The sequence below is a fragment of the Neobacillus sp. YIM B06451 genome (genome assembly GCF_032667185.1).
Lineage (GTDB): Bacteria > Bacillota > Bacilli > Bacillales > Cytobacillaceae > Bacillus_D.
Genome location: NZ_JAVFKJ010000001.1, coordinates 890435 through 912848, shown reverse-complemented (window position 1 = coordinate 912848; position 22414 = coordinate 890435). Strand labels below are relative to the sequence as shown.

Here is a 22414-nt window from a genome sequence, read left to right as displayed (position 1 = left end):
CATCCGTTGTAGCGGACGCTTCCTTTCTTAATAGTAAAAGAGTGATTAAAGCTGGTTAAACAATTGTACTCACCCAAGCTGTATTTCTCACCTTTTTGACTTCCGGTAGCCTGCCTTCCGGGCATCAGTTTCCGTGCAAAACCAGACAATTTCCTTAATGTCCGATTCGTAATATGTGCCCCCAGGAACATGATAAATTTTTGAGTTCGCATTCCCCTTTATTTTTCCTTCACATTTTTCCTGGATTTTGGATGCATCCCCGCCGTTTGTTCCCTTAGCCGAAATGTCAGACTGGTACCCTTCCTCTTTCGCATAATTTTCAATGGACCAAATACCAACGGCTTTCTTTTTCGCTTGATCTTGGATTTTATAAAAACGGTCTACATATTTTGTATTTGGCGGATACACATAGGCTACCCGGGCAAGGCCTTTTTCAAGTAGGAGTTCATTGAACATTTTGCCGTCAACATACACATAGGCAAGGAGCCTTCCATATTTGTCCCTTCCCCAGTTAATACCTGGCTCAACCTCAATTTCCTTTCCTTTATGGAGAACCTTTTTTGCAAAATCGGATGCTTCCGGCCCGAACGGCTGGACACCGAGGCGGGGGTGCTGCGTTTCAGGAGTATCCACACAAAGAAGCCGCACCGTTTCTTCCTTTCCTTTCAGCGAAATGACAACTGTGTCCCCGTCTATGTTTCTAATTACCTTTGCTTTATAAAGCACCTTAGCCGATTTTATTTCGGCTGGAACTTTTCCTGTTTCAGTGCCCTCGGTTTTCAAAGGAAGAGAGCATCCTGTCGCGACCAATAAAGACAACAATGCCACAAAAAACCATTTCCAACCTTTTGATGCCATAATCCCTCCACCTTCTTCTAAGAAACACCTATTTCGCTTTTGAAAGGCTGTACTTTTAACCCATTATCTGACGCAGTCTATTCTTATTGTGGTAAAATTCAGGAAAGGCGCGTCCGAAGTTTTTGAAGACGATCTACTATGTTTAACGCACCGCTTTTCTTTCAATATACCATACTCTTTCACGGAGGATGTTATGAACCCGCTAACCAATCACCTTATCGTTTTATCATTTGATTGCCTTTCTTCACTCGATGTCCCAGCGCTGTTAAAGCTTCCAAACTTCAAAACATTCATTGATGGTAGCTCGTATTGTACCAATGTCCAAACCATTTATCCTTCTGTTACGTATCCTTGCCACACTTCAATTATTACAGGTAAGTATCCTAGTAAGCACGGTGTCGTGAACAACACTTTCATTCAGCCGGGAAGGACTTCCCCCGACTGGTACTGGCATCGGCGCACTATTAACGGGACAACGCTGTATGATGAAGCGAAAAAAGCTGGTATGAAAACAGCCGCGCTCCTCTGGCCGGTAACTGCCAAAGCGAAAATCGACTACAATATGCCTGAAATTTTCGCAAACAGGCCTTGGCAAAATCAAGTGATGGTGTCCCTTTTGAATGGCACTCCCCTTTATCAAATGGAAATGGAAGCCCGGTTCGGCAAAATCCGCAGAGGAATCAAACAGCCTGAGCTTGACGACTTTGTCCTTGAGTCAACCGTCCATACAATCAAGGCTAAAAAGCCCGGGTTGATGCTCGTCCATTTTGTTGACCTTGATTCGCAGCGCCATCATCACGGCTTTTCATCGAAGGAAGCGAATGCCGCACTAAAACGCCATGACAAAAGGCTTGGAAGGGTGTTACGGGCTATTCAGGAAGCGGGATTGTCTGACTCCTCTACGGTCTTTATTCTAGGTGACCACAGCGCTCTGGATGTATCGAAAGCGATAAAGATGAATGTGCTATTAAAGGAAAAGGGTTTGATCAAAACAGACATAACCGGAAAAATAACCGGCTGGAAAGCTTACTGCAAAAGCTGTGACGGGTCCGCCTATCTGTATGTAAATAACCCAGCGGATACTGAAACGAAGAGAGCAGTTGAAAACGTGATTGACTCACTCCATCACGATAAACGGAACGGAATTGAAAAAGTCTACTCTAGCCGTGAAGCTAAGCAAATGGGTGCTGACGGAAACGCTGATTTCATGCTGGAGGCAGTAAAAGGGTTTTATTTTGAGGATAATCATGAAGGAATGTTCCTTGAGGATGTCACCAAAGAGTCTGTTTTGAATAAAAACTTTTCGTTTGCGTGCCACGGCTATTCTCCGTTCAAGGAAAACTACAGCACAGTCTTTTTTGCTAAGGGCAAGGGCGTGCTTAATGGGGTCCGCATTCCTTCGATGAAGCTTATTGACGAAGGGCCAACGTTCGCAAGGCTGTTAGGCGTAAGCCTCGGCGATACGGATGGCCGGATTTTGGAGGAAATACTGGAATTAGCACCTGGCAACGTTAAACTTAATAAATCATTCATCACTTCCTGAGTTTTAAAGGCATCCGTTAAAACGCCGGCCGTTTTGGCCTAAACCGCTGGATCGTTCCGTTCATCCGCAAAACAGTTTTCTAGGTAAAAGAATCGCCAATCACACTGCATAAAAATTTCTGGAAGTGTCAATAATAGGAAAAACCCCTTCTCAGGAAACGCCCAACTCCCCCGGGCCGTCTTCTGAAGGGGTTTCTTTGTATATTTTTTAAGTGAATAAGGAGACCCAGTCACATACCTATCGTTTTATCCCTACTCCTCTATTTCCTTTTTAAGGTGCGACCTCGTCATGGCCGGCAAGACGATGATAATAGAAGTCCCTACTCCTACCTTACTTGAAAAAATAAGTTTGCCATTGTGGCTTTCAATGATTTTGAAACAGGTCATCAGCCCGAGCCCAGTCCCCTTTTCCTTTGTCGTGTAAAATGGCTCGCCAATCGTTTTCATTCTTTCCTCCGGGATTCCGACTCCTTCATCCACTATTTTTACAAACACTTCCTCCGGCTGGGATTTCTGGACACTGATATAAATATTTCCGCCTTCAGGCATGGCTTCAATTGAATTTTTTAAAAGATTGATAAAGACCTGCTTTAATTGATTCTCTTCGCATATGATTGGTGGAATATTTGGCCCAACAGCAGTTGTGATTTGAACATTGTTCAAAGCGGTTTGCGTGTTAATTAACGTGACAACGTCCCGTAAAATCTGTACGAGATTGCCTTCCCGGAAAACAGCGGCTGTGGGTTTTGCAAGCAAAAGAAATTCGCTGACGATGCTGTTTATTCTGTCCAGTTCCGTAAGCACGATATCGTAATATTCTTTTTTATCGTTTTCGGCTTTGAAAAGTTGAATGAACCCTTTAATAGAAGTTAATGGATTCCGGATTTCATGTGCGATTCCGGCCGCCATTTGGCCAAGGAGAGCAAGCTTTTCAGATTTCTGGAGGAGCCGGTCCGTCTCCTTCTTGCGGTTCGTAATATCTTTCCCAAGTGTTAGGTGGCAATCCTTTCCCCCATATGTTATCGCCATTGAGGAGGCTTCAAAAAAGAAGGGTTCCCCGTCCAGCCGCTTTACCTTGTATTCCATGATGGAGAGTGGCCTTTGTTCCTGCTCAGCGAGGTTGATTCTTTCTTTTACTCGGTCAATATATTGGGAATCGGTGTATTCAAAAATATTCAGGCCAATGAGCTGCCCCTTATTTTCAGCCCGCATCATTTTAACCGCTGCCTCATTGACATAAAGGACTTGATAACCCCTGTGGATGATGACGGCTTCCGGCAACGATTCGATTAAACGCTTGTAACTGTCCTCGCTCTCCTGCGTTTTTTTTACATAATAAGAAAGCCTGTCGTATTGCCACCCAACAACAAACGCCATCACAATGAAGAAAAGGGTGTGGAGCCTAAAAAAATTTTCCCCATAGTAAAACTTATCAAATAATAGCAAACCAAGCGACAGGATCACCATCGTTATCCGTCCGACAATCTTCATGAAAGCACCCCGCCATTACAGGTTAAGAGCGTATAAAGGTTTGATTAAAAGGGCCGATTTTAAAAACGTTATGGCCTACTCCTTTACATTCGACAAAAAAGACGGGAATCCTTTAAAATTTTCAAAAAATGGCAAAAAATAGTGAAGCAATGTTCGGTTTTTTAAAAGTTTCCTTTCATGTGGGAGCTTTTTAAAAAACGAAAGGGCCAACATCCGGAGTCAGTTCCGGATGATGACCCTTGTTCCATTCGGGACGATTGATGCCAGTTCGAGAACATCCTTATTGTGCATCCTCACGCAGCCATGGGAGACAGCCTTCCCTATCGAAGAAGGCCGGTTTGTGCCATGGATTCCGTACCCCGCACGCGATAGCGACAGCCACATGACACCGAACGGGCCGCCTGGATTCGGCTGTCTGTTTACAATGACAAACTCCCCTGTAGGCGTTGCAGTCAGCATTTTCCCGACCGCAATCGGATAAACTTTCACGAACCTTCCGTCTTTAAAGAGGGCCAGAGTCCTCTTTTTTACCGAAATATCAATATGGTAAGGAATCGAATTCGGATTGGGCAGGACTGGAATCGTGATCCGCTGTCCAGGCTGTACTGCCGCGACGCCTGGATTGGCCCTTCGGAGGCTGCGGAGGCTGACTCTGTAGTTCATCGCAATGATGGCAAGCGTCTCGCCCGGTTTAACTATATGCACCATTGGTTTCACGCCTTTTTTTCATATCCTATTCATGTATACCCGGGCAGTTGCCTGCTCTTCCCTATGTCCCAAGGATTTTATGGCTTGGAAATACATTAAAAATAGCACCCTTTTCCTTATAAAAAGGCTATTTCAATAGCGTGGAGGCGACTCATTAATGGTACTAATGCGGAAGAAAAAAATATACAATGCTAAAAAGCCATGAGTTCAACAATAATTGGAAATTTATATTGGGTAAATTTTGTTAATCGAGGGTGAAGAATTTAACATTTGCCGCCTACTCTTGTAAAGAATTGTTAATTTAACTGTTTTTAAGTTCTTTCTACTGTATGATAGGCCTGTAAGTCAATCTCGCAACTATTAAGGAGGCAAAGGAAAATGAAAGATATAAAGGGAATGAAAAAAGGGCTATTAGCGTTCTTGGCAGCTTTCATGTTAACAGGTATTGCCACAGGTTGCAGCAGTGATGATACAGATGCAGAAGATCCTGACACTGAAGAAACCGAAACTGAAGAAGATTCAGAGGAATAAGTTTAAAGTATTCAGACCCCTGCCAAATCGGCAGGGTCTATTTTTTAAAGGAGAAGAATATTTTACTGTTTTTTATAACCCTTCCCTAATCTATCGTAGGCATCTACATACTTTGCCTTGACATTTCCAATCCAGCTCGGAGCATGGTCCATATCACTGCCCTCCATCCACTTTAGCAATCTCGCAAATAAATATCATTTGCAAGCCGACGGAAACAAGAAAACTGATCCAGCCTTTTATTGTTTATCGGTATTATCGTATGATAACAGTTAATAAAAGACTGTGCTTGCGGACTAAAAGCCTCCACTATCATCAATAAAATCATTATGTGCGGTGACAATATCAAAAACATGATTTCAATCCAATAAAATAGGCTCAGTGCTAAAAAAGCGCACAGCAAAAATTTGCTCTACGCCTCCTTATTTATATTCCTTCCTTATGTCCAATGCTGCCCGGATTCTTTTTCAATAAAGGCAGCAGGACGATAATTCCAATAATGAGAAGAATCGCCGATGTTTCGTAAATGTAAACGATCGATAAATGTGTCTTTAGCCAGCCTGCAATCGACATTGTCAGGACCGTAGCACCCATGAAAATCGGATTTAATAATCCATTCACTCTTCCAATGAAAGATTCCTCTGTGTTTTGCAAAATCATTGTATTGATTCCAATTTGAATGCATGGCATGAATAAACCTGAAAAAAACTGTGCTGCAAGGGTCAGCCAGAGTGCTGTCGACATGCCCATTCCAATGAAACCAATGACACTTGCTGCCATCCCAATGGCAAGAAGCACCTGGGGCTGTACCTTTCGGGCAATTGCTACTGTTATGCCTCCACCAAGAATCATGCCGACTCCAAATGCAGCCATGAGCCATTGTAAATTTTCTTTAGGAAGCCCAAGCCTCTCTGTGATCAGGAATACACCCAGTGGCTGCGTCAAACCGATAGCCAACCCGGATACAGCAAAACAACCACCAAGCAAGATTAAGGCCCTGCGGTTCCAAACATAACGGAAACCTGCCTTCATTTCGTCTACCAATGTAGTCTTCTGCTTTACTTCTGTTAAAGCCGGATCAGCCGGAAGCATTAGCAGGACAGCTGCCGAACAAATAAACGCAAACCCCATAATGGCAATCGCTGCCAGGATACCAAAATGCTGATAGACGAATGTGCCCAAAACCGGTCCCAAAATCAAAAAGAAAGCAAAAAGTGTTTGGTACATGGACATCCCCATCTGGACAAGTTCTGCAGGAACATGCAGTTTAAACAACTTCATGCCGGACGGCTGTGAAAATTGTGAAAGGATTGAAGATACCAACGTTGCAAAGAAAACTACTTTCCAACTGCCAAAAAATAACGTCAACATTACGATAAATACAGACACTGCACTTAATATGTCACACCAAATCATGGTCTTCTTTGGCCGCCACCTGTCGGCAAATGTTCCGCCTATAATTGAAAATAAAAAGATTGGTGCAAACTCAGCAACTGAAATAAGCGAAACCGCAATCGGGTCGCTATCGGTCTTTTCAATTACAAATAACAGAATGGAATAGTTCCTAACCCAAATTCCAATTTGCAGGAATAACATAGACATCAATATTGTCCTAATTACCTGGTTACGGAACAATGCCCCCATTCCCAGTTTTTCATTTCCAGTTATCTCGGACATAAAAAATCCCCCTATCCCTTTCTGGACAGAAGGCTATCATTTGGGCAAAAGAAAACAGGGTCCCCCCGCAATTCTATTTCACCTAAAGACAATACCTATCCCATCCAGAAAAATGTGTTTGTCTCCAATTTAACTGCGAGCGTTTTTCTGAAATAGGATTATATCATCATCGCCCCAGGCCACCCTTTCTCGCTTTAGTATCAACATATTACCTTTTTATCCCTTAAATATCAATAGGACCAATGTTATTCTGGTTGTTAAAATTTGGTTAAAGGCGGGCGGATAAAGTGAATCATCAATCAGGCTTTTACGGGTGGTTGTTTCAAACTTGGATTCTTGAGGAGGGGATCTTACTTCCCATTAGTGAGGGGCATTCTTTAAGTATAGCAAGTAAAATAATTGTTTTCACTTTGGCAGTACTGGATTATATAACGTGACAGGACTTGAGGAAATATATCATGGGAAGAAATTATGCGATTGATTTTGTTAAATTTTTGCTATTACGGCAGTTGTAATCATCCACACATTTTCTAGCACGACCAACTGGGCTATTTTTTCTTGATCATTTTTCAAAGTTTGCAGTACCATTTTTCTTTACCGCGTCCGGGTTTGTGGTTTTCGGTATGACATACAAAAGATTTCCTTCTGGTGCATGAAACATTTGATGACTAAAAACAAACAGGCCATAGGGTTATCCATTTTGGCCTGTCTGCGATTACAAATCCTTTTCCCTGCCAGGAGTGGCATTAAAGGGTTTTTTGGATAGGTTCTGTAGGGTTAATGCTTTATCTCAGCGGCCGGCCGTCATGAAATACAAAAACCAAACTGCATGGTTTTGCTCATCAGCCGCTGCATTCCTGAAAGCTTCCCGAACTTCAGGGGACGTTGTTTCCAGCGCTATTCGGTGATAGAAATCAACTGTTTCCTGCTCATCATGGAACGCGAAATCAAGGCCTTCTCTATAGGTTGATGGACAGACTTCAATTGCCTGGACATCCGGCTGCCTTCCAGTCATGCGTGTGTAAATCCTGACAAACTCGTTGTAATGCCTCTGCTCATCCTCCCTAATTTCCCTAATTTGCCGGCGTACCCGTTCATTTGGCGCGAGTCTCGCAATCCGCTCGTAGCACTGGATTGCGGAAAATTCCCCATTGATTGCCCGCAGTATATCGGCCGCAAGCTGCTCCTGCTGCCTCCTGTAAAAATCATTCTCATAATAATTTGGGTACATTCTCATCCCTCCTCCTTCCTTTAATATATGGGCGGACTGGGAAGCTGGTGAGTAATGCTTACTGTTCGGTGGCGGTATTTGATGTCTAGTAATCTAATTCGTTCATAGGACCGTTACAAGCGAACCTGTCTTGATGGGGTGTGTCAGGACCGTTTTGAGAGCTTTCCCTTAGCGAAAAGGTCTTAACGATGGGTCTCAGGACCGTTTTGAGTAATTTTTCTTAGCGAAACGGTCTTGATGAAGAAACGTGCCCTGCAGCAATCTTATGGAGGCGGTTTGATTGCCTTTTTCGGATAGCCTAAAAAATTTGTCTGTATGTCGGGAACATTATTTTTCGCCAAAGCTTTTTCGTGTCGAGATGGCAAATTCTTTAGCCTTTGTTTGATTTGCTCAGTTTCCCACTAGTTTTGATAGCTTTTGTCATGATGCAGGAAAACGCCGCTTTTTCAGCTAAATTTATAAATTACCAATTTTTTTAAAGCTTTGAATGACATTTTCAAAGAGAGGATGCGTGCAGATGAAAGAAGGACAAATCATGAAGGCATATACAATCAAGGAGGTTTCCAGGATTATCAATGTTCCCCAAGGTACGCTCCGCCAGTGGGAAAGCGACTTCACTGGGCTGCTAACGATTCCACGTACAAGGCAGGGTTCACGGTTTTATACCGATACGGAAATCAGCCTTTTAGTAAAAATCAAGCAAATGCGCGAGAAAAACCTTGGCAAGGAAATGATCAGGGAATTAATTCTGGAACATTTCAGGCAGAGTTCGGAGGCAGCTTCCGAAACGCTCGCAGCACCAATTACGGTAGTTGGGGAAACAAAGCCTGTCCCTTCCGAACCTTCTTCGCCAACTTTGGATATGGAAGCATTTTTCTCAGCAATGGAAATGTACAAGCAGGATTTTCTTGCTGGAGTTAGGGAAGAAATTCGAGGTACGATTCGAAAGGAACTAATTGAGGAAGTAAAAAAGGAGGTATCGAAAGGATCACTTAACACAGTAAAAACCTTATCCGATTCCATTTATAAATCCGGGGAACGTGTTGCCGCGGAAGTTGAAGAACTATCTTTTGAGGTTGCGAGGTCTTCGGAACAAGCTTCCGAAACAGCCCGCTTCCTTTCCAACAGCATTTCGAATGTTTCGAAGGCAAGCTCCGAACAATTCGCAAACCTACACAAAAGGATAACCCAACAATCGGAACGGTCGTCAAAAGAAATGAAAGCCCTGATCAAATCGATGGCGGATTCCAATTTAGTAACCGAAAGCGTAGTGGAGAGCTTTAATGAAACAATGGCCAAGGACAGGGAATTTTACCTAGAAACCTTGCATATGGAGCGGGTGGTACATAGCCAGGAAATGGATCGGCGGGAAGAATTGCTTCAAGAAATCGTCTCAAGCTTTAGGGACACCGCCGCCGCAAAAGAGAAAAGATGGTGGAAATTCTGGGGCAGACAAACGAATTGATGTTTTTTTAAAAAGCTCATTATCAAAACGGGGGAATAAAAATGAATTCAAGCGAAGTTGCCAAACTTCTTGGAGTGTCTACAAGCACGATTCAACGATGGGTCAAACAGCTGAATTTACCGATGGAACGGAATGAGCGCGGCCACTATACCTTTAAAGATGAAGACATCGCCCTGCTTGAAAACATCCGTGAACAAATCCAGAATGGCGCCCTTTTGCAAGACATCGCACCCGTGAATGAAAAACAATCGAGAAAAGGAAATGTCAAAGCCATTGAAGTGCATCCTGACATGGACAAAATCCTGGATATGTTTACTGACCTGGAAAGGCGGATAGATACGAAAGCCGATTCGGTTACCGCCTATCAGCTCCTCCAGCACCGAAAAGAAATCGAGGAACTCCAAACGCAGGTGGCCATCCTTACCGCTGTCATTGAAAAGTGGGAACAGCCTGCTGCAACAGTGGAGCTTCAAAGCGCGGCACCACATGGGCTGGATACTGCAACACTTGGAAAAAGAAAGAAAAAACGCAAATTCATGAGTATGTTCTTTGGATTTTAAACTCTAAAAAGGCGCACAACAGCCGTGCGCCTTCTTTCTTTTGAAGGTAGCGGCTATTTTAAAAACAATTTGATTTTCCTAAGCGCATCTTTTGTATGCTGGTACCGGAAGGGCAAATCGAATTTGGTTGTCTGTTTCATGATGCTTTTATCATGGGAAAAAACATCAAAGCTGGCCTTCCCGTGGTAGGCACCGATCCCGCTCTCCCCCACCCCGCCAAACGAAGATAAGGTGAAGCAAGATGCATGACAGTATCATTGATGCAGCCGCCGCCAAAGGAAATGTTCGCGAGAATCTCCTTCTGAACCTCTTTGCTTTCGGAAAAAAGATACAAGGCCAGGGGCTTCGGCTGATCATTTACCTTTCTGACAACTTCAGATAGCGAATCGTACTCAAGCACTGGTAAAATAGGCCCGAAAATTTCCTCCTGCATGACAGGCGACTCCCAGTCCACGTTGTCAATCGCGGTCGGTTCAATCAAAAGTCGTTCAGGGTTTTGCCTCCCTCCAAAAAGAACCCTTCCGTTCACAAGGAATCTGCTGAGCCTGTCGAAATGGCGTTTGCTGACGATTCGTGTGAAGGTTTCCCGCTCATGCGGCGCTGAACCGTAAATTGTCGAAACTGCCTCGCCAAGCAGGCGAATAAACTTATCCTTTATCGATTTTTCCACATAAAGATAATCAGGCGCGACACAGGTTTGTCCAGCATTGATGTACTTTCCCCACGCGATCCGTTTAGCGGCAAGTTCAAGGTTCGCGTCACTGTGGACGATGCACGGGCTTTTCCCGCCTAGTTCCAGTGTTACCGGGGTAAGGTTTTTGGCCGCCGCCTCCATGATAATCTTTCCTACAGGTACGCTTCCTGTGAAAAAGATGTAGTCCACATTGGAGTCCAATAATCCTCGGCTTGCTTCGGCGTCCCCTTCAACAACAGCGATGTAATCTTCGGGGAACGTTTTCCCAACCAAATCTGCCAAAAGCCCCGATGTTGCAGGCGTCAGTTCGGAAGGCTTGAGGATTGCGCAGTTACCTGCTGCAATCGCGCCAATCAGCGGTGCAACCGCAAGCTGGAAAGGATAATTCCAAGGGGATATGATGAGGGCGACACCGTATGGTTCCGGATAAATATAGCTTTTAGATCCGGCCATGGCGACCGTGGATTTCACTTTACGGGGTCCAGCCCATTTGCCAATATGCTTTTCGGTAAAATTCAATTCACTTACGACGACGCCAATCTCCGTTAAATAGGCTTCAAACTCACTTTTATTCAAATCCCGCTTCAATGCATCCATCAATTCACGCTCATGCGTTTTTATCAAGCTGCGTAGTTTTGACAGGGCCTCTTTCCTGAAATGGATATCCTTAGTCTTTCCTGTTGAAAAAAATGCCTTCTGCCTCTCGACCAGGCTAGAATATGTACTCATAGAGGAAGCCCCCTTCGTATTGCTCGCTGTTGCTTCTATCGTAAAGTTTCCCATTGGCGAGTGCAAGATTACGGCCTTTCCATTCCAGCCTTCCAGAGCACCCCGTTTTGAGAAAAGGCTTTTCCTTGTTACAATCACTTTGACAGCAATAATTGAAAGAAGTGATATTAATGACGATAAATAATAGAAAGCAAGTCCGCTTTTCTGTCCTCGACCTTTCCCCTATTGTTGAGGGCAGCACAGCAGCAGATTCACTTCGGAACACAATCGACCTCGCAAGAAATGCGGAAAAATGGGGCTATACACGCTATTGGCTTGCTGAACACCATAATATGCCTGGCATCGCAAGCTCCGCTACTGCCGTTGTAATTGGCCAGGTCGCCGCCCATACGGAAACGATTCGGGTGGGATCAGGGGGCATCATGCTGCCGAACCATTCTCCTTTGGTGATTGCCGAGCAATTCGGTACGCTGGAATCCTTATTTCCCGGCCGGATTGACCTTGGGCTTGGACGCGCACCAGGAACCGACCAGCTCACTACCTCGGCCCTCAGAAGGGATTGGCGAATGAACGCGGATGATTTTCCGAACCAGGTGGAAGAGCTTAGGGCGTATTTCGATCCATCAAGGCGTGAAGGCGTCATTCATGTTCGGGCGATTCCGGGAGAAGGCTTGGATGTCCCAATCTGGCTGCTTGGATCAAGCGGCTTTAGCGCGCAGCTGGCTGGAAAGCTTGGCCTGCCATTCGCGTTCGCCAGCCATTTCGCGCCTGAAAATACCCTGGCCGCTTTAAACCTTTATCGGCAAACATTCCAGCCTTCAGAAGTACTGGAAGATCCATACAGCATGGCAGGGGTCAATATCATCGCTTCCGATTCAGAAGAAAAAGCCGAATTCCTCGCAACCTCCATGCAGCAACAATTCCTTTCCCTGCTTAGGAACCGCCCGGTAAAACTTCAGCCGCCAGTGGAAAACATTGAGGAGATTGCCAGTCCATATGAACTAACCCTTCTCGAGGGCAGACTTTCCTCGACGATAACCGGCACAAAGGAATCCGTAAAAGAAAAGCTTCATGCCTTCCTAGAAGAAACTGAGGTAGATGAAGTCATCATCAACGCGCAAATCTTCGACCATCAGGAACGGCTCAAATCGTTTGAAGTAGCAGCTGAAATCATGAAGGAATTGAATCATACTGAAAAATAATGGATTAAATACGGTAAATCCCGCCAAAATTCGGCGGGATTTTCTTCGTAGTAAGCCAACATTTTCAATTTCCAGTAAAATCATACAACCAATCTCATCCTTTTTGCTATATACTAGCAATATAATTACTATTTCTATAGGGGGAAAGAGATTGAGAATCAGAGACATTAAGAAAGACGCCCTCGCTTCACTTAAAGGGCGGTGGGGAATTGCGATTCTCCTAATGATTATAACGTATGCGATTTATTTGATAGTCCCTATGGCCGCGGAAATAATCGCTAGTGGAGGCTTTGGAGCCTGGGTTAATCAGGACTCGAATCCTGCTGCTGCCGGACTATCAACCGTTATTTCGTTGGCTTTTGCTCCGTTGCTGTTAAGCTTATATTGGGTGTTCCTGGATATACGGCGAGGCCGCGAAGTGACTATCGGCAGCCTTTTTAGCAATCTTTCGGGGATCATGTATATCAAAATGCTCGGCCTTTACTTGCTTGTAACCATTTATACAGTCCTTTGGTCACTGCTTTTGTTCATTCCTGGGATAATTAAAGGACTCGCCTATTCGCAAACTTTCTTTATCCTTAAGGATAATCCGGGAATCGTCCTCAACGACGCAATCACACAAAGCAGAAAGCTGATGGACGGGTACAAAGGCAAGTACTTCCTTCTGAACCTTAGCTTCATCGGCTGGGGCTTGCTCTGTATTTTGACGCTTGGAATCGGCTTTATCTGGCTTGCTCCTTATATGACGGCGTCACTTGCATCCTTCTACCAGAGGCTGATTGAAAACCGCGACGCCCAGATGGCGGCAGCAATCGAATAACTGGCTCTTTGAAAAAAATGGTGTAAATTCGAATAAGCTAAAAAGCGGCCTCCAGTGTGGTGGCCGCTTTTTACGTCCCCTCCTGTACAGGGACAGACACAGTATCTTTGCGTAACTGCTATGAAGACATTTTTGAATGGGTTTCCCCTCCGAAAGTGTCTTCATCAATTACTAGTTATCCCTTCCCATCCCTAACCACCATGCTCTACTACTCCAACCCAAGCTGCTTCAACGCTTCTTCTGCCTTTTCCCTTGTCAGGTTAAAAGATTGCCAGCGTTCTTGTTCCGGCAAGGATTGTTTCTTTTCCAAAAGCAGTTCCTTTAGCCCTGGTGTTTCCGGCTGTTCGCGGTACAGTTTGATCAGCCCGAGTGTGCCTGTATCCGACATGTACGCCAAATAACGGAGGTCAATTTTTCCCGTCTCCTCGAATCTATCGAGGTTACGGTCGACCACGATCTTGTCGATGCCGACAACGTTAATCGCTGTATAAAAAATAAGCGCGGAAATGAAGTAAAAATGCAGAAGCGACAGCCTGGCGAGCCAGATTTTAGCGAACGTATAGCAAAAAATGACAAGTAGGAAAATCATGAATGAATGGACCAGAACTCTTGTAAACGTAAAACCGTATGCTTCTTCATACATCATCAGCCTCATAAATGCGGAAGTCAGGATGACGCCGGTCGAAAGCACAAGAACCGAGAGCGCCCCCTGAACCGTTCTCCAAAGGCGGAATCCCCCATTTTTTGAAAAAGTAAGAACAGCTACCGTAACGCTCAAATTTATCAATGAAACGAATACAAGTTCGAAAAATCCCCGACGCGCATACTCCGCATACGTAAACCCTTCACCAAGCGTCCCGCTGAAAAAGTATTTGAACTGGACGGCGACGAACATGACATACACAGCATCAAGAATGACAAGAACAGTCAGAGCAGTAACAGGATCGATCAGCGCAGCTGGCCCTCCATTTTTCAGCTCCTGGATTTCCAGCCTTCTTTTTAAATTGACCTGGAGGAACCCGAAAAACGCAAATGTGTAAAACAAGGCAGCTACAATCCGGAAGACATTCTCACCGCTAAAACTGAACCAATCCGGGAATCCCGATAAAATCCTTTCGAATTGGCTATCCGCTGAAATTAGCAAGTTGAGGACAACCGCGAGGACAGGCAGGGAAACGACGGCACCAATCAGGATTTTCTTTGCGACAACCCCTTTCCCCCCGCCTGTTTTCCGAATCGCAAGCCGTCCAAACAACCGTGTAACCCCCAAATTATAGGCAATCGCACCGCCAATCCTTTTTAAAATAATTACCAGGAATACTGGATGGGCCCAGTTAACTTGCTTCGGGCCCGTGATGAGAGCAATATGGAACACGACAAGGGCTGGAATGGCAAGGAGATTCAATCCGTAAAAAACATCAGAATCAAAAAGGAAATAACTTGCTGACAGCAGCCAAATTGCTCCTAGCACGAGCCAGCCCAGGCGCTGGTGTCTGAAAGGGAAGCCGCGGAACCTCCAGAAGAAAGCCGAATAGAATGCCGCAATGAAAACAAAATACGAAATACCAATTTGGCTTCGTGTAAAAGATTCCTCCGCTAAAATTCCAATACCGAGGCAGATCGCCAAAAAAAACCAATCCTCTTTTCTCATTCTAATATCCATTGTTTTCCCTCCTGGTATATAGTTTACCTTTATATATAGATTTACTAGGTATATGTGCAAAAAAAAGCTTATACCGATGCCTTGCGCCCCCATTTGTATGCGAATAGGCAAATTGGATACAGCGCGGCAGTCAAGACGATACAAGCTGTAATAAAGGCTTTGGTCAATAGCGGATGGAACCACTCATGCGGGATCGCTCCGGACACCGTCAGCAACATCAGAGTCAAATTTGGGATAAGCGCCAGCAAAAAGGTTTTTTTGACGAGTGACCTTCCCTTATGCCCGAAACTCCGGCCTATTTCATAGCCGAGCAGCGCCCAAAAGAATATGTAGACAAATGCGATAATGAACGGTATAGATGTCAGGTAGCTCCATAAATATCCGAGCCATTCCCATTCCAAAACATTATGAGCTACTGTCAGAGCCGCCCCGCCGGTAAACAGGAAAACATTCAGGAGCACGAAAAGCCACTTCATATTACTCGGTGTGACTGAAAGTTCCTCTTTCCAAATGGCGGCGATTTCTTCAGGGCTCCCGAGCCTTTTGTAAACCACCTTTCTGGCTTCTTCCTCATCGGATGACATGAATTCGACAAGCATTTCATCGAGATGCGATTCGTATTCGAGCAGGATGGAATCCTTTTCTTTAAAGGATCCCAGCCTCCGTTCAAGTTCACTTAGAAAATCATTCTTCAGCTGTTCCATGGTCCGTTCTCCCAATCATTTTGTTCATCATTTGAACAAAATCCTGCCATTCACGTGTTTTTTCTATCAGCAGATTCCGGCCCTCTTCCGTAATCCGGTAATATTTCCTTGCCGGGCCCTTTTCTTGCTCCTGCCAGTAAAACTCTATATATTCCTGTTTTTCAAGCTTGTGAAGCGCTGGGTAAAGGGTGCCCTCCTTCACGGTAAAACCGTTGCCGCTCCTTGCTTCTAGTTCCTTGACGAGCTCATACCCGTACATATCCCGGTCTGCGAGCAACTGAAGGAGCAAAAGCGATGTGCTTCCTTTAACAAGTTCACGATTGAACATCTTTATCACCTACCTAGATTTGTTAGGTATATAGAAATACTACACTTAAAGTCCACTGAATGTAAAGTCATATTTAAATATTTTTGCTAATTGGAACAACTCTTCTTAACAAAGCGTAAACTCCAAACCCAATCATCCCTCCCAATGTATTGAGGAACAGGTCATCAACATCAAAAGCGCCAACCCTGAAAGCAAACTGGGCTATTTCAACGGAAAGGGACAACAAAAACGAACAAGCCACTATCTTGGCCCAGGTGGCCAATTTTCCAAAAAGAAAGGGTATGAAAAAACCGAACGGAAGGAATGCTAGGATGTTTCCGAAAAATTCATCCGTTAACAGGCTGGGCCCCAAACCGTTCCAGGAAGAAAAATACCGTTGTATTGTGTGAAAAGGGATAAGGTTATAATCAATGATTCCCTTCACCCCTGTCCGATAGGCGGAGAAAAATAAGAGATAAAATAATACGATTGTGTAAAAAGAAAAACATGTCCATACAAATGCTTTCAGGATTTTCTTCACTCGTTTCCGCCCACTTTCTGTTGGTCTTTTTACATTGTAAATGATTTCTGGCGGTGTGATAATGAAAATGCGAATTAATATTTAGGAGGGTTGGAAAATGGGAATGAGGTTTCGCAAGAGCTTCAAAATAGCGCCTGGGGTTCGGATGACGGACTTCAACGGCCGGATTTCCCGGAAGCGGGTTATCCTATTCATCTTCGAGCGGTGGCAGGGCTTATAAAAGTGAGGCGTATAGGAGGAGAAGCGAATTGGCGCGGCTCGAACGGGAAAGCCTAAAGCTGCAGGAACAGGAATATGCCCGCCTTCAGGTGGAATTGTTTGATAACAAACTGGCGATGCTGACCTCCATCCATCATGAATGCGACGAGCCTATCAATTGGCTAGAGGTTGCTAGCAGGAAGATAGACTTTGATAGCAATAGTCTCGGGCCAAAGGAAAAAGCAGCGCTGGCAAGGCTTTCATCGTATGAGCCTGGCTTTTTCGACCGGCTTTTCATGAGGGCCGATAAAAAGCGGCAGGAACTCTTGGCAAATGTCGAATTGGCGAAAAAAAGTGAGTATAATCCTAATCCTTTTGGTTAAATACGATCGGGATATGGTGAATAGCCTTCATTTCATGGTGCTGGACCCTTCCGAAGCACTGGGGAATTTTCCCCATGAAATGATGTTCAGGAAAACAAAGGGTTTTGCTGAAGTAGAACCCATACTTTCTTAAAAACAAATGGCCCCACCGCTTGCTGGAGCTGGAGGCCATTTTTCTATCGGTTAGGAGTGCTTTATCGAATCAAGTGCCTGGGTAAGCGATGGCAGGATGGCTACATTTTCGAATTTTAGGCCAAGCTGAACAGCCGTTTGCGCGATTTCCGGCCGAATCCCTGATAAGGTTGTTCGGACGCCGATCAATTTCAGTGCCTTAATAAGGTTAAACAGTTCATTCGCGACCATTGTATCCATTATCGCAACTCCGGAAAGGTCGATGCACAGGCTTGAAACGCCCTGTTCGACGCACTGGGTCAGGGTGTTTTCCAGAATAATTTTCGCGCGGGCCGTATCAATGTCTCCGATTAGCGGCAAAAGGGCCGAATCTCCTTGAAGCTTGATAACAGGTGAACTGAGCTCATTGATTAAATCGTTTTGAGAGGTCAGACGAAGCATTGTCTTTTTGTAATAGCTTTCCACAAAGATTGCGATTGAAAGATTGAATGCGTTTATTGTCGTTTCGTACCAAGATAGCGCCTGCTCCAGGCTTACGCGTTCTTCGTTTTGCCGAATGAATTGGTTTATGTATTTTAATGCTACTTTCTGGCTGTTCATGTATTCCCGGATCACATAATGCAACGGAGTTTCCAAATGCTTGGCGTCGTCAGCCAAATCCTGTGACCATTTCCTGAATTCACCTTGTAGATGGGCCTCGCCTTTCGTAAACAGCTTATAAAAGCGCAGGAAATACTCCTGGTTCTGCCGTTTCAGTTCGGCTATGATGTCAGGGTTATTGGTTGAATAAACGGAAGAAGGATCTTTGTCATCGACCATAGCATACCAGTCTTCCGATAGCTGCCATGTTCTGCTCATAAAAAATTCGTATAATTCGTTGTTTAATGCCATGAATTTCCCCCCCATTTTTGCCTGTCTATCCTATTTTAGCGAATATAATCGAATATCTAAAATCATACGCTGCTTCTATCCATAAAAATTAGTTCCCAATATGAAAAAGCCCGCGATATGCAGGCTTTTAGGGGTTCAATTTGTTATTTAATTGGCTTGTGCGCATGCGTTGAAAGGTTTTTTGCGGCTTTTCTTAAGGTTTTTTTATAGGCCTGCAAAATATTCGTTCTGCCATGGCATTTGCGGCGGCTCTTTTGGCAGAAGGCTGTCATGCTTCATTTGAATCCATCCCTCTTCTTCCAAAAGCATGCCTTCCCTTCCGCTTAATAGATCATCCTCATTGTATACGGCGATTTCGGCCATCAATGGAGGATAAGGGCTTTTCCTGATATGGGCGGAAAGCTTTTTCATCACCAGCGAATAATCCATTTCCCGGCAAACAGCAAACCAGTTCTCAACCGTTTCATCTTTCACCGTAAACTCAGGATAAACAGATTCGATCAGCACCAGAATTTTCATCAATTCATGCTTCTCCATTCACTTTTACCTCCCGCTATATTGTCCCAAATCCTGTCTGGCCCGCCTTTACCAAATAAAATAAACAGGAAATTCGGTTACTCGCCGTGGTCAAGAGAGTAAGGGTTCTTGCCAATGCTCAGCCTCGCTTCATCCGTGAGGACGAAAGGCTGTGAAATTGCCTGGTTCTCCTCGTTTCCCTCTGGATGAATGCTGCCATCAAAATGAAGTGGTTTCATTTCCATCTGTTTTCCCTCCTTGTCGGCTTACTTTTCCACAAATTCCATGTGTTCATGCATACAAGGATCCTGTCTATTTTTTAATATTCCTACTTTTCAGTATAGTTTATTGCTCTAAAAATTGCCAGTACTATTGATGAGAGACAAATCCAATTTGGCATTGTCGATATATAGGAGGGGTCTAGCCTTTTCTGGCTTGGTTAGAAGTCTTTCGCTGCAAAGGCTTTTGTGCGGGTGAAACCATGGTATCGGGTGCCCTGGAATGTCAGTTCTCCCGCATCACCTTCCGCGAGCTGGCCAAATTCCTGCCCGTTGACTGCAAATTCCATTCTATCCCCGCTCTCGACTTCAAATGTGGTGTAATACCACGTTGATGCGGTGGAATCGCCGGAGCCGCCGCTTACCTCTGTTCTCTTAGAAACGACGACCGCCTTCACATTCAAACGAGGCTGTTTGTTGTTGTTAGACCATTCGCCAATTCCTTTGAAAACCGTAAAAAGAATAAGTCCAATGACTACCACGAAGATAACCGTGACAAAAACAGGAACCATATTAAACATAAAGGAATCTTCAGGAAAACCACCCATCTTACCCCTCCTTAACCTTTTTTCGCTTTAACAATTCATCCCTGTAATATGTTGCAGACAACAGTTTTATACCTCTTAATTTTGAAATATGCGTATCCAAAAGTGATAAAGCTTCCGAATAGTTGCCCATTATGGCGTGTTCCTCGACCTCAAGCCATGTCCGGTAATCTTTGTCAGCCACCTGGCCGCGATGGTTGTTGTAGCCCGTTTCATCCCCTTCTTCAAGAGCAATCACAGCGAGGTAATAATGTTTAAACGTACCCTCTTTCATTTTTAAAAGGAGTCCCCTTGCATCACCAAATTGCTTCTCCTTCAGGTACAGCATGGCATGTGCCATATCCTTTATGTAGCCCGCCCTCATCTTATTGGCAATTTGCGCCGCTGAATCCGTTTCTCCATTAAGTAGATAATACAAAAACCGATAATATAGATTACGCGATTTTTGTAAATAAGCGAACATCCTTTTGGTATCCTTGCTCCAGAGAAGCGGCATAATATAAGGGATGCTTACGATTATGTACAACGCAACAGCCAAAAAGGTTAAGAACGGGGAAAAATCCAGCATCCCCATAGTAAAAGCAAGAATGAATAAGCCCAAATACCAAAAAAACATCTTTGTACCTCCTACAATTTCCAAACCATTCATAATATTTACTTTACCACAAATTAAATTAAGTTGGGGGACGGCAATTTGTTTACTATATTTATGTTATGTAAACTAGATTCGTTTTCCTTTCCCCTTTTTCCTTGTCTGATTCAGCAAATTCCTTTATCATTTACTCTTAGGCAAATAAGAAAAGCGCAAGCGCCCGTTTAGCGCCGTATGGACTGGAGGGCCCCGATGGAGATAAAGGAAACACGATGAACGTAAGTGAATCGATGTTGACTTATCGTAGCGAGGGGACCGAAGTACACTAGGCGCTGGGCGCTGGAGCTAGACAGAGTTTACACATTTCTTTTTGCTACTAAATTGCTACTAGAATTGGAGTTTGAAAAATGAATTTTTGGGAATTAATTGTTGCACTCATACTTGGAATTGTTGAAGGTTTAACCGAATTTGCGCCTGTTTCCTCTACAGGCCATATGATACTCGTTGATGACTTGCTGCTACACTCAAAAGAACTTTTCACACCGCCAGTAGCCAACACGTTTAAAGTTGTTATCCAGCTTGGCTCGATACTCGCAGTCGTTATAGTGTTTAAGGAACGGATCTTGAGCCTACTCGGCCTCTCGAAAAAAACACCAACCGAGGCAGCCGGAGAAACATTAAGCCTTCCGAAAATTTTCGTTGGCCTCCTCCCCGCCGGAATAACGGGGTTAATGTTCGAGGATTATATCGATACTTATCTTTTTTCGGTGAAAACCGTCGTTATTGGCTTGGTACTTGGAGCAATTTTAATGATTATCGCCGATTATGCTCGGCCAAAAAAGCCAAAAGCGGAAACCGTCGACCAAGTTGGCTACAAGCAAGCACTCGGGATTGGTTTATTTCAGTGCCTCGGTCTATGGCCGGGCTTTTCCCGTTCGGGTTCGACGATTGCGGGCGGTGTCCTTCTCGGAATGAGCCACCGCGCCGCATCGGACTTTACGTTCATTATGGCGGTACCAATTATGGCGGGAGCAAGTGGAATCTCCCTTTTGAAAAATTGGCAGTACTTCACCATCGACGTCCTGCCCTTTTTCATCACCGGATTCATCGCCGCATTTGTCGTCGCGCTTATATCGATCCGCTTTTTCCTGAAGCTAATCAACCGGATTAAGCTTGTACCGTTTGCGATTTACAGGATTTTGCTTGCAGGATTCATTTATTTTCTCTACTTTTAACGAAAAGTGGACTCCTGAATTTTAGGAGTCCTTTTTTCATGCAGGTGAATCACACTACTTTGCGGACCCTCATCGTCTGCACAAAAATAAACCTGGACCACAGCGGCCTAGTTCCATCCGTGCTTGTGGCAAATCAACCACACAGTATGAGCCTTATTATTCGCTATTTTATTTGCCCGGGGCTTTATGATCCATAAAAAATTGATCGAGATTTTTCTCTGCCTTATTCTCCGGCAGTTGTTCTTTTGAGGTGCGCCAGCTGTACGCTGGGATTTCTTCTTTCATCTTAAAAACATCGGGGTCTTGTTTTCCTTCCTCGTAGTAGAGCCATTCAATTGAGAAATCCTTAAGTTCCCTCTGTTTTGTGTGGTCAAGTAAATCGGCAACCTTGCCTCTTTCTTTTTCCTTATCAAACGATTTTTCGATTTCTGCAATAAAAATGTACTCGCTCATTACATGTTTGTGTTTTTGATAGATTTGATTATATGTATCTTCCAAATTATATTGTTTGGCTACATCTTCCGGAATACTGATGTTAATCGCATAGGAAACGTGTCCAAACTTACCCATGAAAGGCTTCCAGGATTGAATTGCTTCACTTCTCCATTTTGTTTCCTTAAAGGATTCGTCAATAATTTTGCCATTTTCCGCGACGTGGACCTGGAACGTTAAATGTTTGTCGCCAGCTGGGTACACCATCGACGTGTATGTCCCTTCCCTGTCGCCAAGCGCCTTTCCATATTCTATCTCACTTACCTCGAATTGTTTGCCATATGTTGCTGAAAGCTGCTCCAGCATCATCTCCTCCGCGGCTGCCAACTCCTTTTTCGGCTGGAAATAAAAATAATAAGCAAGGACGCCGGTGCCGAACAAAAGCAACATGATTATAATTGCCGCATAACTCGATTTTCTTTTCATAGAACA

Annotated in this window: 25 protein-coding genes; 9 read left to right on the top strand and 16 right to left on the bottom strand. The window is 44.3% G+C overall.

The features are described 5' to 3' along the window. Positions 1–87: 87 nt before the first annotated feature. Positions 88–858 carry a thermonuclease family protein gene (locus RB160_RS04425; RefSeq protein WP_316568990.1) on the bottom strand — a complete coding sequence of 257 codons (771 nt, stop codon included), beginning with the start codon at positions 856–858 and terminating at the stop codon, positions 88–90. Between the two features lie 193 nt (positions 859–1051). On the opposite strand from RB160_RS04425, the gene RB160_RS04420 reads away from it, so the two are divergent. Continuing rightward, the gene (locus RB160_RS04420) at positions 1052–2401 is read left to right on the top strand and encodes an alkaline phosphatase family protein (RefSeq protein WP_316568989.1); all 1350 of its coding nucleotides are present in this window, start codon (positions 1052–1054) and stop codon (positions 2399–2401) included. Positions 2402–2652: 251 nt separating this feature from the next. Here RB160_RS04420 and RB160_RS04415 read toward each other — a convergent pair whose 3' ends face one another. After that, positions 2653–3891 (bottom strand): ATP-binding protein, encoded by a 1239-nt coding sequence (locus RB160_RS04415; RefSeq protein WP_316568988.1) that lies wholly within the window; start codon positions 3889–3891, stop codon positions 2653–2655. A 219-nt stretch (positions 3892–4110) separates the two neighbouring features. Continuing rightward, positions 4111–4599, bottom strand: coding sequence for a L,D-transpeptidase family protein (locus RB160_RS04410; protein WP_316568987.1), 489 nt, complete (start codon positions 4597–4599; stop codon positions 4111–4113). Positions 4600–4977: 378 nt separating this feature from the next. On the opposite strand from RB160_RS04410, the gene RB160_RS04405 reads away from it, so the two are divergent. Further along, positions 4978–5130: a hypothetical protein gene (locus RB160_RS04405; protein WP_316568986.1), complete on the top strand. Its 153-nt coding sequence runs from the start codon at positions 4978–4980 to the stop codon at positions 5128–5130. Positions 5131–5553: 423 nt separating this feature from the next. Here RB160_RS04405 and RB160_RS04400 read toward each other — a convergent pair whose 3' ends face one another. Together RB160_RS04400 and RB160_RS04395 are read right to left on the bottom strand one after the other, a co-directional pair. Continuing rightward, positions 5554–6804: an MFS transporter gene (locus RB160_RS04400; RefSeq protein ID WP_316568985.1), complete on the bottom strand. Its 1251-nt coding sequence runs from the start codon at positions 6802–6804 to the stop codon at positions 5554–5556. Positions 6805–7594: 790 nt separating this feature from the next. Further along, positions 7595–8041, bottom strand: coding sequence for a ferritin family protein (locus RB160_RS04395; protein ID WP_316568984.1), 447 nt, complete (start codon positions 8039–8041; stop codon positions 7595–7597). A gap of 511 nt (positions 8042–8552) precedes the next feature. On the opposite strand from RB160_RS04395, the gene RB160_RS04390 reads away from it, so the two are divergent. Next, the gene (locus tag RB160_RS04390; RefSeq protein WP_316568983.1) at positions 8553–9500 is read left to right on the top strand and encodes a MerR family transcriptional regulator; all 948 of its coding nucleotides are present in this window, start codon (positions 8553–8555) and stop codon (positions 9498–9500) included. Between the two features lie 41 nt (positions 9501–9541). Then, positions 9542–10060 (top strand): MerR family transcriptional regulator, encoded by a 519-nt coding sequence (locus RB160_RS04385; protein ID WP_316568982.1) that lies wholly within the window; start codon positions 9542–9544, stop codon positions 10058–10060. 136 nt (positions 10061–10196) lie between these two features. Here RB160_RS04385 and RB160_RS04380 read toward each other — a convergent pair whose 3' ends face one another. Then, on the bottom strand, positions 10197–11483 hold the full coding sequence (locus tag RB160_RS04380; protein WP_316568981.1) for an aldehyde dehydrogenase: 1287 nt from the start codon (positions 11481–11483) through the stop codon (positions 10197–10199). A gap of 170 nt (positions 11484–11653) precedes the next feature. Here RB160_RS04380 and RB160_RS04375 point away from each other — a divergent pair, with 170 nt between their 5' ends. Next, on the top strand, positions 11654–12685 hold the full coding sequence (locus RB160_RS04375; RefSeq protein ID WP_316568980.1) for an LLM class flavin-dependent oxidoreductase: 1032 nt from the start codon (positions 11654–11656) through the stop codon (positions 12683–12685). A gap of 151 nt (positions 12686–12836) precedes the next feature. Beyond that, positions 12837–13505, top strand: coding sequence for a DUF975 family protein (locus RB160_RS04370; RefSeq protein ID WP_316568979.1), 669 nt, complete (start codon positions 12837–12839; stop codon positions 13503–13505). Positions 13506–13713: 208 nt separating this feature from the next. On the opposite strand, the gene RB160_RS04365 is transcribed toward RB160_RS04370, so the two are convergent. The 4 genes from RB160_RS04365 to RB160_RS04350 all read right to left on the bottom strand — a co-directional run bounded on the left by RB160_RS04365 (position 13714) and on the right by RB160_RS04350 (position 16720). Beyond that, the gene (locus tag RB160_RS04365) at positions 13714–15168 is read right to left on the bottom strand and encodes a DUF4153 domain-containing protein (protein WP_316568978.1); all 1455 of its coding nucleotides are present in this window, start codon (positions 15166–15168) and stop codon (positions 13714–13716) included. A gap of 68 nt (positions 15169–15236) precedes the next feature. Beyond that, a complete protein-coding gene (locus RB160_RS04360; protein ID WP_316568977.1) occupies positions 15237–15872 on the bottom strand; it encodes an HAAS signaling domain-containing protein in 636 nt (211 codons plus the stop codon). Then, positions 15853–16200: a PadR family transcriptional regulator gene (locus RB160_RS04355; RefSeq protein WP_316568976.1), complete on the bottom strand. Its 348-nt coding sequence runs from the start codon at positions 16198–16200 to the stop codon at positions 15853–15855. The genes RB160_RS04360 and RB160_RS04355 overlap by 20 nt, the downstream gene beginning before the upstream one ends. Before the next feature lie 73 nt (positions 16201–16273). After that, positions 16274–16720 carry a VanZ family protein gene (locus RB160_RS04350; RefSeq protein ID WP_316568975.1) on the bottom strand — a complete coding sequence of 149 codons (447 nt, stop codon included), beginning with the start codon at positions 16718–16720 and terminating at the stop codon, positions 16274–16276. 97 nt (positions 16721–16817) lie between these two features. Here RB160_RS04350 and RB160_RS04345 point away from each other — a divergent pair, with 97 nt between their 5' ends. After that, positions 16818–16940: a hypothetical protein gene (locus tag RB160_RS04345; RefSeq protein WP_316568974.1), complete on the top strand. Its 123-nt coding sequence runs from the start codon at positions 16818–16820 to the stop codon at positions 16938–16940. Positions 16941–16968: 28 nt separating this feature from the next. Then, positions 16969–17301 (top strand): hypothetical protein, encoded by a 333-nt coding sequence (locus tag RB160_RS04340; RefSeq protein ID WP_316568973.1) that lies wholly within the window; start codon positions 16969–16971, stop codon positions 17299–17301. A 183-nt stretch (positions 17302–17484) separates the two neighbouring features. Here the strand turns inward: RB160_RS04340 and RB160_RS04335 are convergent, their stop codons facing one another. From RB160_RS04335 to RB160_RS04315, 5 genes are all read right to left on the bottom strand, one after another. Continuing rightward, on the bottom strand, positions 17485–18324 hold the full coding sequence (locus RB160_RS04335; RefSeq protein ID WP_316568972.1) for an STAS domain-containing protein: 840 nt from the start codon (positions 18322–18324) through the stop codon (positions 17485–17487). Between the two features lie 204 nt (positions 18325–18528). Next, positions 18529–18861, bottom strand: coding sequence for a replicative helicase loader/inhibitor (locus tag RB160_RS04330; RefSeq protein ID WP_316568971.1), 333 nt, complete (start codon positions 18859–18861; stop codon positions 18529–18531). Positions 18862–18938: 77 nt separating this feature from the next. Continuing rightward, positions 18939–19085 (bottom strand): hypothetical protein, encoded by a 147-nt coding sequence (locus RB160_RS04325; RefSeq protein WP_316568970.1) that lies wholly within the window; start codon positions 19083–19085, stop codon positions 18939–18941. 194 nt (positions 19086–19279) lie between these two features. Next, complete coding sequence (locus tag RB160_RS04320) at positions 19280–19666, bottom strand: DUF2500 domain-containing protein (RefSeq protein WP_316568969.1); 387 nt, start codon at positions 19664–19666, stop codon at positions 19280–19282. Position 19667: 1 nt separating this feature from the next. Further along, a complete protein-coding gene (locus tag RB160_RS04315; RefSeq protein WP_316568968.1) occupies positions 19668–20279 on the bottom strand; it encodes a hypothetical protein in 612 nt (203 codons plus the stop codon). A gap of 383 nt (positions 20280–20662) precedes the next feature. On the opposite strand from RB160_RS04315, the gene RB160_RS04310 reads away from it, so the two are divergent. Next, positions 20663–21490 (top strand): undecaprenyl-diphosphate phosphatase, encoded by an 828-nt coding sequence (locus RB160_RS04310; protein ID WP_316568967.1) that lies wholly within the window; start codon positions 20663–20665, stop codon positions 21488–21490. A gap of 168 nt (positions 21491–21658) precedes the next feature. Here RB160_RS04310 and RB160_RS04305 read toward each other — a convergent pair whose 3' ends face one another. Continuing rightward, positions 21659–22408, bottom strand: a complete 750-nt coding sequence (locus RB160_RS04305) for a hypothetical protein (RefSeq protein WP_316568966.1) — start codon at positions 22406–22408, stop codon at positions 21659–21661. Positions 22409–22414: the final 6 nt, after the last annotated feature.